Annotated in this window: 13 protein-coding genes and 2 pseudogenes; 2 read left to right on the forward strand and 13 right to left on the reverse strand. The window is 47.8% G+C overall.

The window, feature by feature from the left end:
* Window positions 1-24: 24 nt before the first annotated feature.
* The 10 genes from SynA1544_RS12205 to SynA1544_RS14945 all read right to left on the reverse strand — a co-directional run bounded on the left by SynA1544_RS12205 (window position 25) and on the right by SynA1544_RS14945 (window position 7735).
* Window positions 25-198 carry a hypothetical protein gene (locus tag SynA1544_RS12205; protein ID WP_186513948.1) on the reverse strand — a complete coding sequence of 58 codons (174 nt, stop codon included), beginning with the start codon at window positions 196-198 and terminating at the stop codon, window positions 25-27.
* Window positions 199-276: 78 nt separating this feature from the next.
* Window positions 277-489 (reverse strand): hypothetical protein, encoded by a 213-nt coding sequence (locus SynA1544_RS12210; RefSeq protein WP_186513949.1) that lies wholly within the window; start codon window positions 487-489, stop codon window positions 277-279.
* 381 nt (window positions 490-870) lie between these two features.
* Window positions 871-1236 (reverse strand): transposase, encoded by a 366-nt coding sequence (locus tag SynA1544_RS12215; RefSeq protein ID WP_370594114.1) that lies wholly within the window; start codon window positions 1234-1236, stop codon window positions 871-873.
* Window positions 1237-1345: 109 nt separating this feature from the next.
* Window positions 1346-2602 (reverse strand): hypothetical protein, encoded by a 1257-nt coding sequence (locus SynA1544_RS12220; RefSeq protein WP_186513950.1) that lies wholly within the window; start codon window positions 2600-2602, stop codon window positions 1346-1348.
* Window positions 2603-2650: 48 nt separating this feature from the next.
* Complete coding sequence (locus SynA1544_RS12225; RefSeq protein WP_186513951.1) at window positions 2651-3841, reverse strand: hypothetical protein; 1191 nt, start codon at window positions 3839-3841, stop codon at window positions 2651-2653.
* 208 nt (window positions 3842-4049) lie between these two features.
* Window positions 4050-4898, reverse strand: a complete 849-nt coding sequence (locus SynA1544_RS12230; protein WP_370594069.1) for a sulfotransferase domain-containing protein — start codon at window positions 4896-4898, stop codon at window positions 4050-4052.
* On the reverse strand, window positions 4888-6021 hold the full coding sequence (locus SynA1544_RS12235) for a glycosyltransferase family 4 protein (protein WP_186513956.1): 1134 nt from the start codon (window positions 6019-6021) through the stop codon (window positions 4888-4890). Before SynA1544_RS12235 ends, SynA1544_RS12230 begins: the two co-directional genes overlap by 11 nt.
* Before the next feature lie 796 nt (window positions 6022-6817).
* Entirely contained in the window at window positions 6818-7141 is a 324-nt protein-coding gene (locus SynA1544_RS14935) for a transposase (protein WP_255477629.1), read from the reverse strand.
* A gap of 6 nt (window positions 7142-7147) precedes the next feature.
* On the reverse strand, window positions 7148-7255 hold the full coding sequence (locus tag SynA1544_RS14940; RefSeq protein WP_255477630.1) for a hypothetical protein: 108 nt from the start codon (window positions 7253-7255) through the stop codon (window positions 7148-7150).
* Between the two features lie 60 nt (window positions 7256-7315).
* Complete coding sequence (locus SynA1544_RS14945) at window positions 7316-7735, reverse strand: hypothetical protein (RefSeq protein WP_255477631.1); 420 nt, start codon at window positions 7733-7735, stop codon at window positions 7316-7318.
* Here SynA1544_RS14945 and SynA1544_RS14950 point away from each other — a divergent pair.
* Window positions 7722-7939, forward strand: a pseudogene (locus SynA1544_RS14950) (hypothetical protein); the annotation flags it as partial. The gene SynA1544_RS14945 and the pseudogene SynA1544_RS14950 sit on opposite strands and share 14 nt — an antisense overlap.
* Before the next feature lie 229 nt (window positions 7940-8168).
* Here SynA1544_RS14950 and SynA1544_RS12245 read toward each other — a convergent pair.
* From SynA1544_RS12245 to gmd, 3 genes are read right to left on the reverse strand one after another with little or no spacing between them, the layout of a single operon-like run.
* Window positions 8169-8402, reverse strand: coding sequence for a hypothetical protein (locus SynA1544_RS12245; RefSeq protein ID WP_255477632.1), 234 nt, complete (start codon window positions 8400-8402; stop codon window positions 8169-8171).
* 35 nt (window positions 8403-8437) lie between these two features.
* The gene (locus SynA1544_RS12250; protein WP_186513958.1) at window positions 8438-9409 is read right to left on the reverse strand and encodes a GDP-L-fucose synthase; all 972 of its coding nucleotides are present in this window, start codon (window positions 9407-9409) and stop codon (window positions 8438-8440) included.
* Window positions 9406-10569, reverse strand: coding sequence for a GDP-mannose 4,6-dehydratase (gene gmd / locus SynA1544_RS12255; RefSeq protein WP_186513959.1), 1164 nt, complete (start codon window positions 10567-10569; stop codon window positions 9406-9408). The genes SynA1544_RS12250 and gmd overlap by 4 nt, the downstream gene beginning before the upstream one ends.
* A gap of 461 nt (window positions 10570-11030) precedes the next feature.
* Between gmd and galE the strand changes: the two are divergent.
* Window positions 11031-11771 (forward strand): annotated as a pseudogene (gene galE, locus SynA1544_RS12260) (UDP-glucose 4-epimerase GalE); the annotation flags it as partial.
* Window positions 11772-11776: the final 5 nt, after the last annotated feature.

Here is an 11776-nt window from a genome sequence, read left to right on the forward strand (position 1 = left end):
AGAGCTTCGTTGGGGCAAGGCTATTCAATCGTGCAAAGCCAGTAGCTGCTTTTCAAAGCTCTTCAACACGGCGTCTTGGCTGAAGTGCTCCTCCGCCAGCTGACGGGCCAAACGTCCGCATTGGGCCCGCAACTCGGCAGGCGCGCCGTCGGCATCCCAGACGATGGTCACAGTCGATTCGCCAAGGGGAGCGTTCATCATTGATGTGGATGCGCTGGGTGGCGACGGCATAAAAGCTGAGCGGATCGTAGAAGGCGCTATTGCCATCCCAGCGGATCAGGTTGTCGATTCGGGTGCGAATCGAGGTATCGAGGCCATGGCTTTAGCCAGATGAACACCGGTTTGGTTGCCGGTGAACACATTGGTGGAATCCAGAGTGCCTGAGCGCACACTGCCAACCAGCCCTTCTGAGCTGTTGTTGAGCACCACCGAAAAGGCTTTGATCGGATCCCCAAAACCAATCACCTGCTGCAGCTGGCCACTACCCAATTGATTGATGGAGCTTTGCCAAGCCGAATAGGTGGTGAAGCCCGGGAACTCACCCTTACCGGTCTGGCAATCCAGCGCTCGGCAGTAGAGGGCCGCGTCCCTTTCCGTGGCATGAAACCCGAGGCCCGATTACCCTGATCTGAGGGTGAACAGGGATGAACGACGGGCTGTCATTCGTGAGGCGCATGTGTGCCAATTGTTTCACGATGAATCCAAACGATTGACTTGTCAAGCCATTCGCCTGGATTGGTGCTCGGTTGTTGGCTATGCCTGAAATTCTGCCTCGCTGGTTGGTGCCGGCCTCCGGACGCTGAGCAACGTCACTGCGCCCTGCGGGGGCGCTGCTCCGCCGCTCAGCTGGGGCCTGGGCTGGTTGTTGGTTCAGGCCGTGACGTCCAGGAGCGAGGGCTGGGCCGGGAGCTGATCCAGCGGCGGAATCTCGGCCATGCTCTCGGCGGAGAACATCCGCCGGCCCTCGAGCTGCCAGTGTTCATCCTGCTCCAGCAGCACTGCGCCCACCAGTCGCTCGATCGCAGCGTCGTTGGGTAGGATCCCCACCACGCGGGTGCGGCGCTTGATTTCCTCGTTGACGCGCTCGAGCAGGTTGGTGCTCCAGACCTTCTTCCAGTGCTGGGGAGGGAAGTGGCGAAACGCCAGCACGTCCTCACGGGCCTCGATCATCAGTTCTGCCGCCCTGGGGAAGCGCTCGGCCAGGGAGCTGGCTAGGTCATCCCAGCGGACCTTGATCTCACACTGTGCTCATTAAAAAAACAAATATATCGACATATCACTGTCAAAGCAAGCGAAAAGTCAAGCAGCAAAATTCCACACGTGAAACTAATCAGTAAAATAAAATCTACATAGAGAAGGCATTCTTATTATTTTTACGAATTGATACATACAAGAGCAGGCAAACAGAGCCAAATGTGAGCATTTCAGATGCCAACACTACAAAAGGCAATAAAGAAGCATGCTGCAGACTCACAACAAAAAATGATGCAATCGAAAGCACAGAAGAGACTAAAAATACAATGTTACTTTGCTTGCCTAGCCCTAAAGCTATTGCAGATTGAACACCAAGAAGTTGATTAAGCGAATAAATAATTGGCGTGAACGCTAGAACTTTCAAAATAGTTGAACTGGGGATAAAAGACAAACCACCCAAAACCCTGATGATATAATCAGAAAAAACAAATACTGCGGCACATAATACCATTTGCAACAACAGCAAAAACCTGGTGCCAGAAAGAAATCTAAACAGCAATAATGGAGCACTAATAGATGGATTAAATTCTGAAATCTTAACTCGATGTGGAAACGATTTATAAAAAATAGGTGTAAATAATGCCTTTACAGTTTGTTGAACTCTAAAAGCTAGTGCAAAGTAACCAGCATATGATGGCAAGGCATAAGCAGCAAGAAAAATTTGTGGGAACATAGAAACTGAAGATCCCAAGGAAGAACTCAAAAAGAAGGGAAAACCTCTTGATAGATTTGAAAAAATGTTGGCGACAGAAAATTTTAAATTAAGTACGGGAATAGTATGTAATGTCCTCACAAAAAAAAAGCCATACACAGCAAAGTAGATAGATGCATAGGCTAAGCATACAATCTCAAAATAAAGTGAGGTGCTAAAACCCTGATTGTTCAACAACAATACAAATAACAAAAATGCATACCTTACAATAAGTTCAGATATCATTTGAGTTCGAAAAAAAGCATTTGCTTTAAACCACCAATTTAAATTAAATACAGAAGACGAGCAAAATAAAACGAAAAAAATGACTACCCACCAACTACTTAACGCTTCATGAATAAAAATTGCTTTAGCAATCAATACCGAAAGCGGAAGAATTAATACAAAGAGAGCCATCTTAATATAAATAGTGACCAACAGATGCTTGTACTTATCATTTATATTGGTAGATGAGGCGACTAGGTTTGCTTGAAGCGAATTAAAAGAGTATTCAAAAAATAGATTACCAATTTCACCAATTATAGTTAGAGTAACGAAAGAACCATAAAACGAAGATCCTAATCCCCTGGATAACAGTGGGATTAAAAATAAGGCGGGGGCAAACCTTAGGCTGCTTGAACAAATTGATTTAAACATCAACTTAATAACAATGAATCATCAAAGGTGAGTATTTGTTTTGGATGGTCAATAGATAGATGATTTATTAGTCTGCGGAGCAAGAAAATAGGGAATAATCAAAAACAAGATCACTGAAAACCATGCAAGTCTCATAGACAAACGAACCTGATATAGAGACATAATCATGAGAGAAACTCCAAGTGCAATATTGATTATATTTCTAACTACAAAGAAAATTTTATTATTCAAATGATGCGTATATTTTTCCGGAGTAGAGGCTAAAAATATGGGTATTGCAAAAAAAACAGCAAATAAAGGTATGAAAACCAGATAATCCTGGGATGTAATGATGTCAACATATCCAGGGGAGGGTGAATACACACCAACCCTGCTAGCCGAATCATTAAAGTAATTACTATCTAAGCCATGCAAAAAAGATGGTAGTGGTGAAAATGAAAACATTAAATAGTTTGTACTTTGAGTTATTTGCTGAAGGAGCGCAGAATAGATACTGAAAGTTGACGTAAGCATAGAAACTAAAATTACAACAAGTGATTCTTCAAGCTGGAATGTATTTAGATCGAAAACATTTGACAGTCCTTGTGAAATACTGCGAAATTTTAAAGCATTTAATAAAAAATAACCCGCAAAAAATAATGCAAACAAAAATGTTGTTATTCTGTATAAATGCGAATTCATATCTTTAAATTTAAATTTATTGGCCGCAGTAATTATGAATATAAAAGCCACTAAACCCGTAAATCTAGAGTTGAGTGAACTTAAAAATAAGATAGAGCAAGATATAGAAACTAAATACAATAACGTCAATTTTTTCGAGAATTGCTGAAGTGCAATGGTGGCCATTGCTAATATAGGTATGATTTTTGCAATTGCTGCGCTCACTCTTGCAAATGCATAGTAAAAGTTTGGCTTATATGCTCCTAGATATTCATAGCTTGACCAATATCCATCAGACATCAAAAAGAGTAAGAAATGGCCCAAAATAACAAAGCATAGAAAATATTTAACAATGATTACTAGCTTTGAATATCCTCTGCCCGCCACTATGCTAGATGAATTTTTTGACTTCTTAATCGCAGCATTAAATATATTATCATAGAAAGAATAAATGCGTAAAGATGCATTCTTCATATATGTAATTTTTGCAAAAAAGAATACTGCTAATAAATAAATGAGAAAATATACAATTGCTAACTTTAAGTAAAAGCTGCCAAGCAGTAAAAAATCAAGGTTCAACAAATCTCTTTGTCTAAGATTAAATACAATCATATATATATCAAAAATATCTGAATCAAAAACATTCGTGTATATAGACAGAATGAAAAAGATCTGGGATGCAATAGTGAAAGTTGAGGCTATTACAAGAGCATAAAATTTCCTTTTAGCAGATAAGGATGCAATGACTAAGAAGAGTGCTATTGAAAATATGTAAGTAAGCATGATATTAATTAACTATTTGGCTACAACTATGCCGCAACGAATCATAAACTTTCGACGTTTGTCGAATAATATATTGATCTATACTCTGAGACCAATCAACAGGAAGTCTTGAATCACCCATAAAATTAAATGAATTGACTGATTTAAGCGATTTATGCAACATTTCTCGCCGAGGATCTAAGCGTAAATATGATTTTTCTAATTCTATATAATTTTTTAGGCAGGCAAGCTGGATAAATTTAGTCACATCAGTTTGAGTAATTTTATTTGGTAAAAAAATGTTGCTAATTTGACTAACAATAGCAGCTGTATTGCGTTTGAGGTCATCATAATCAACAAATTGAATTTTTGAATTTTCAGAAGAGTTTAAATAACTGACATAAAATCTGTTATATGCACTTACGCCAAATTTTCTGTGTTTAACGAAAGCGAGTGGACTCATATCTTTTATTATGTTCTGCGACAGACACATTCTATAGTAGGATTGAAATACGTTTATAGGATTTCGGTATAAACAAACAATCCTTTGAAAGTTAATTGAGAAAGGTGCATGAGTTTTTATTAAATAGGAATCAGGGCTTAGGCCATGAAGCATAATTGACTTACCTCTAGAGGTTTTAGCTAAGTCAATATCTACGACTCTTGAATACATATTGAATGGATGAATATATTTTCCAGAACTATTACCATGAAAGTTTAAAAGATTCGCTAAAATGCATGAAAGCCACGAACCACCACATTTGGGAAATTCAGATACAACCAAAAACTTAGAAGCCTCTAAAGGTATCCTTTTGGGAAAGATGAATTGATGCTTGAGGTTTCTAAAATACATCAGTTTTGGTCTAATTGTCATAAAAAATAGAAAGTAACTTTGTTGCGTACTCGTCTATATTATGACGTTCTATAATACAATTTCTACTGCCCTTTGAGAATTCTTCCAATATAATCCTATCATTCAACAATCTATCAATAAAGGATGTGATTTGACAAATGTTTTTAGGGTCTACTAAAAAGCCGTTTTTATTGTGACTTACTACTTCTTCTATTCCACCAATCTTAGAAGAAATAATTGCCATTCCATAAGACATGCATTCTAAAATTGATATTGGCAAGGCTTCCTGAGCATACATTGTTGGCAGAACCATGATGGAGCAATTATTTAATAGTTTATTTTTTGCTTGGCCTTCTAATAATCCATGAAATTCTAAATTGCCATATTTATTTTCAATCTCTCTAATCTTTCGAATAATATAAATATCATTACCGCCGCCCGCAATGTGGAATCTAACGTTATTATTAGTGTTCATATTTTCTACGACGCGAAGATAGTTATATATGCCTTTTGTTTTCATTAAATTGCTAAAGTATATCACATTTAAGACCTTTTCATTGAACTTGGTTTGATTTATGATTAGCGGTATGTTAACCGGATTAGGAAGGCTCATTACAACATTTGGTCTTAACATTCTTGCTGACAACTCTTTAGCTAGAATGCTCGAGCAAACAAATAATTTTGAGGGAAGCGACAAAAAAAAGTGTAATAGAATTTTTAACGCAAAATTTTTACGTGAATCATTTAACAGAAGAAATATTTTACTTCCGTGAAAATGGTAAACAATTTTTTTTCTTAAAATTTTGGCTAATATAGAAAAGTGGAGGGTTTTGATAATCCCAAATACACTAAGACCTGGCACCAGGTAAACTATATCGGTATTGAAAATAAAAAACAGACGAGGTGCTAGTCTTGAAATTTTAATAATTTTTTTCAAGGACAATTGGCCGTTCGTTGATGCTTGATCTATAGAATCCAGAAAATTAATGTCAATGGCATTAAGGTGTAGAAAATTTGATTTTAAAATTTCTTTGGTTAGTAGATTAGCTGAGAGCTCGCCACATTTTGGTCCCGTCAAAACTCCGATGAGCAATATTTTTTTATTGATCATAATTAAAAAAACAAATTCAGCATTGGCGTGCAATTCAAGAGTTTTATAAAACCTTAAACTTCAAGTCATTGCAAAGAGCTGAAGAGTCAACTAAATGCATTGTATAACTTGTTGCAAACCATTTAAACATAAAGAAAGGACACAGCTGTTAAAGTAACATTATTTAGAAATATTTACCAAACAAACACCAAGCTGACGCAGAGAGCCTGGCTGGCATACTAAAAACATTGAGCTCATTATTAACATTTCAAACACATAAATGCTTTGCTAAATTAGCGCAGTAAAAATGGCAGAAATAGAACATTTGCATAAAAAATATCACGCCCTAGCAATATGTTTAGCCAGGCATTGATGAAAGTTTGATACTGTACTAACCAAACCTTCCTCTAAAGGGCACCTCGAATAATCGGGATTCACTGGCAATCGAACGACATTAAAAATGCCGCCCCAGAAGCGGCTCATGATGCACAGGCTTACCCCTATCTCATTTAGCTTGCAGGCAAATTGCTGGCTCTGTTGTCAGAGCGATGCAACTGCAGCCAGACTGGAAGTACGCTGGAGATACCGGAGGAAGTTGAAGGTGAGATTTTTGAGTCCCCACCAAGCTTCGGTTCTCGCCAATCCAATTCTTCTGGTCATCTTTCCGCCCATCGACATTGCCATGCATCCAAAGACGTGTTACACGCATGCTCTGATTGCGGATGTAACACGATTTAGCTCTTTGGATGCTTCGCTAAGCGGATTGTTGCGAGCCCCCTTTTCGTGAATAAGGCTTTCGAATCCGCCGAGGCTCAACAGATCCTCAAAGCATTCGCCTGAATAGGCGGAATCAGACATAATCATGCTCATTCTCAGGATCTAGGAGTTGCGGGAGCATCTGACTGTCATGAATATTGGCAGGCGTCACTGCATATCGACGGATGAAGCCATGGTCGACATCGATGCAGATACTGTTCTTGTAGCCGTAATGGTTGACTCCATTCTTTTTGACCCAGCGGGCATCTAAGTCCCTCTGCCGCAATCGATCTGGATTTTCATCCCAGCCCTCTGGAAGCCTTCCTGCTTTGATTTCCTTGTTCTCGTCGCGGCTATTGCGCTGCTTTGGAACGGGGACAAGAGTTGCATCGATGATCTGACCGCCGCGAGCCTGCAAGCCCTGTTATCGCAGGTAGGTCTCAAATAGCTCAAAGAGCTCCTCGATAACCTTAGCTTTTCGAAGTCTCTCTCGGAAGAAGGCGATAGTGGTGGCATCTGGAATTTGATTCATCACGCCGAGTCCGACAAATTCCTCGAATGAGCGCCTGTCATTGACCTGAAATTCAAGCTCTTAATCGCTGAGGTTGAACAGCTGCTGCAGAATCAGCATCTTGAATAAAATCAGTGGATCAATCCGCTTTCGCCCTGCATGGCTCTTCCGCTCCTGCGTGTAGCCTTGCTCAAGCAGTGGGCGAAATGTATCCCGCGGTATAGATTCAGATAGCCGCCTGAGTACTGGCTTTTTCTGCTGAAGCTTGGCGACCCTGTTCTGCTCATCCCAGAAGCCTCTTTGCCCCCTCAGCAGTTCAGCGCAGGGAAAGGCGCGATCGGCCAGCAGCGTGATCTCGCTGAACCCAGCCAGGAGCCGATCCGCCTTCTCCAGCAGAGCAATCGAGACCGATGCACTGATGCTGGCTCTGGAGTGCTCCAGCGTGTGCCAGAGCAGCGGAATGGCACGGCCGTGGCTGGACGATCTGGTCGAGACGGCCAAGGCGCACATCCGCTCGAAAGGTGAGCACCCCTTCCGTGTGATCAAGCAGCAGTTCGGCTTTCAAAAGACCCGGCTGCGCGGCCTGGCCTTACCGAGGCCGCAGGCCGAGCGTGGCGGAGCTACTAGAACCGCTGCAAGATCAACGTGCTGGCAGCGCTGTCGAATCTGTTCCAGGCCCGACGGCAATTACTCGCAGCAGCCTGACCAGGGGCTTGGTGTGTCTGCACACCTCGATTTGGCCTCAAAAACCAGCCCAAAACGGTTGAACAGGAGGCCAAAAGGTCACAGCCAATGGTCTCAGAGGTCATTGACGGTCAAAGGCTCCCTTTTCTGGTCGCTGCCGCCGCCCAAGCCCCGTTTGTCCAGAGATTCCCTAGGTCGCGAAGGATTGTCCTGGTTGGGTCCGGCCAGTTCGCTTCAAGCGCCCACAAGCTCAGCCGTTCTGCGAATTGCCAGGAAGATCATCTTTGGCAAATTCGCGATAGAGATCGAGGAGCCGCTCCTTCAGGTCTTCCAGATCATCACCCTGAGTCCAGTGGTCGGGGTAAGTATTCAGATATCCCAAAAAACGACCATCTGATTCTCGCCAGTAGGTGAAGGTCACAACAACGGGCTGATGCGTGCCGTGACTCTCGTCCGAGTTCAACGTTTTTCTTGCGTCGATCAACGCGTTCGATCATGGAGTCACCGTAGCCAGCCCGATCAAAGCCGCACCAGCTGCTGCGCCAGCTCCTCGCGAAACAGCGCCACCGTGTTTGCCAGGCCTTCCGCCAGCGGGATCCGGGCACGCCAGCCCAGGGCGGCCAGGCGGCTCACGTCCAGCTGTTTCTTCGGGGTGCCATCGGGTTTACTGCTATCCCAGTGGATCGCGCCTTGGTAGCCCGTGGCGGCGGCCACCGCTTCTGCCAGTTCACGAATGCTCAGGTCCACCCCCGTACCCACATTCAGATAGGTGAGCTCACCTGGGGCTGGGCTCCAGTGCTCCAGGGCAAACACACAGGCCTCGCCGAGGTCGTCCACATGCAGGAATTCGCGCAGCGGTGAGCCGCTGCCCCAGCAGGTCACGGTCGGGGCATTGGCTTCCCCGGCCTCATGGAAACGGCGGATCAGCGCTGGCAGCACGTGGCTGTTGGTGGGGTGATAGTTGTCGCCCGGCCCATAGAGATTGGTGGGCATGAGGCTGATTGCATCAAAGCCGTGCTGGAGGCGCAGCGCCTCGCACAGCTTGATGCCGGCGATCTTGGCGATCGCATACCACTCGTTCGTGGGCTCCAGCGCACCGGTGAGCAGCGACTCCTCACGGATCGGCTGCTCGGCGAACTTCGGGTAGATGCAGCTGCTGCCCAGAAACAACAGCCGCCGCACCCCAGAGCGCCAGGCCGTTTCGATCACATGGGTCTGGATCTTGAGGTTCTCCAGCAAAAAGTCTGCCGGGTAGCTGCTGTTGGCAGCGATGCCGCCCACCTTGGCGGCGGCAAGCACCACCACCGTGGGTTGGTGCTTGGCGAACCAGGCTTCCACGGTGGGGCCATCGAGCAGATCGAGCTCAGAGCGGCTGGCGGTGAGCAGCTGGTGGTAGCCGGCGCGCTCGAGGGCTCGGCAGATAGCGCTGCCGGCCATGCCGCGGTGGCCTGCCACGAAAATGCGATCGGCGGGGGTGATCAGGGGGCTCACGCCGCGCCTCCAGCAGCCTTGATCGCTTCAGGATTCGTCGGTGGGTTCTCCATTGAGCCCACCACCTGGAAGCCCTTGCGCTTCAGGTAGGCCTCTTTCTTTGCCTCCTCTCGATCTGCTGCCACCATCTCGGCCACCAGTTCTTCCAGGGTGGTGGTGGGCGTCCAGCCCAGCTTGTCGCGGGCTTTGGTGGGATCACCCAGCAGAGTTTCCACCTCCGCTGGGCGGAAGTAGCGCGGGTCGATGCGCACCACCACGGAGCCGGTGTCGGCGCGGAGGCCGATTTCCTGCAGGCCCTCGCCTTGCCAATCGATGCCGCCCCAGCCCAGTTCAGAGGCAGACAACTCAATGAAGCGCCGCACCGATTCCTGCCGCCCCGTGGCAATTACAAAATCCTCCGGTGGTCCCTCCTGCTGCAGCATGCGCCACTGCATCTCCACGTAGTCGCGGGCGTGGCCCCAATCCCGCAGCGAATCGAGGTTGCCCATGAACAGGCACTGCTCCAGCCCTGCATCGATCCGCGCCAGGCCACGGGTGATCTTGCGGGTCACAAACGTTTCGCCGCGCCTGGGGCTCTCATGGTTGAACAGCACCCCGTTGCAGGCATACATCCCGTAGGCCTCGCGGTAATTCACCGTGATCCAGTACGCGTACAGCTTGGCGACGCCGTAGGGGCTACGCGGATAAAAGGGGGTGGACTCCTTCTGGGGCACCTCCTGCACCAAGCCGTAGAGCTCACTGGTGCTGGCCTGGTAGATACGGGTTTTTGCTGTGAGCCCCAGCATTCGCACTGCCTCGAGAATGCGGAGGGTGCCGAGCGCGTCGGAATTCGCGGTGTATTCCGGCGCCTCGAAGCTCACGGCAACATGGCTCTGGGCGCCAAGGTTGTAGATCTCATCGGGCTGCACCTGCTGGATGATCCGGATCAGGTTGGTGCTGTCGGTGAGGTCGCCGTAGTGCAGCACCAGGCGCGGATCGCTCTCGTGGGGATCTTGGTAGAGGTGATCGATCCGAGTGGTATTAAAACTGCTGGCGCGGCGCTTGATGCCGTGCACCACGTAACCCTTCTCCAGCAGAAGTTCCGCAAGGTAGCTGCCGTCCTGGCCGGTGATGCCGGTGATCAGGGCGGTTTTTGTGGGGATGGGAGAGGAAGCGGACATCGAAATCTCCAAGGCGACTTGCAGGCACAAGACATCTGCCTGCGGTCACAGCGGACGGGAGCGGAGCTCAACCGTCTCGGCAGTGACATGTTGAATTAGATCTTCGCATGGCTCTGGCGAAGTCTCCAGCAGCTTCAGCCGAAATGGATCAGGCGCTTTCAGGCCGAAGCTAGAAGAGAGAGAGGGGGGGGCAAGGGAGCCCATAGGAACGATATTGCATCAATAATGCATGCATATTGCAACGATATCGTTCCTCAGCCGTCTCTCCATGGTCTTGCTTGCAGCTCTGCCAATTTTTAACAGCAACCTGCGGATGGAACTGCACTGATCGCCAACCTCCGATTCGATAACCCAGCCCCTAACGACAAAAGAAAGGTGGCTTGATCGGCAGCAACACATGCCTGGAGTAACCACCAGACGAACGCCTAACGGGGAATTGGTGATTCGCTCCACAAGAGCACCCCCTGCGCTACTGGGATGTGAATCTCCATGGGAGCCGCTGCCTTCTGGAGGCCATGCAGACCCATGGCTGCCACACCCTCGTGTTCAGCAGCAGCGCCACGCTCTACGGCTACCCAGAGGCCGTACCGATCTCAGAGACAGCTCCCATCGCTCCGATCAACCCCTACGGCCACACCAAAGCCGCTGTGGAGCGGATGCTGGCCGACTTACACGCCAGTGCCCCGGACTCCTGGCGGATCGCCTGCCTGCGCTATTTCAACCCAGTTGGTGCCCATCCCTCTGGCCACATTGGCGAAAACCCGCTGGGCATCCCCAACAACCTCTTTCCCTTTGTGAGTCAGGTGGCCGTGGGCCGCAGAGCACAGCTTCAGGTGTTCGGCGGCGACTGGCCCACCCCCGATGGCACGGGCGTGCGTGATTTCATCCACGTGATGGATCTCGCCGAAGGGCACCGTGCCGCCCTGGACTGCCTGCTGGCGGAAGCACCGCAGCTGCTCACCCTCAACCTGGGCAGCGGCCAGGGACAGTCCGTCCTCGAGGTGGCGCAGGCCATGGAAGCCGCCAGCGGCCGTTCCATCCCCTGTGCAATCACCGATCGTCGGCCTGGCGATGCCGCCATCAGCGTCGCCGATCCCAGACAAGCCGCTGAGCGACTGGGTTGGCGCACCCAGCGAAGCCTTGAAGACATCTGCCGGGACGGTTGGGCCTGGCAGCAGCAAAACCCTGAGGGGTATGCCTGACGGGA

Source organism: Synechococcus sp. A15-44 (assembly GCF_014280115.1).
Taxonomy (GTDB): Bacteria; Cyanobacteriota; Cyanobacteriia; order PCC-6307; family Cyanobiaceae; genus Parasynechococcus.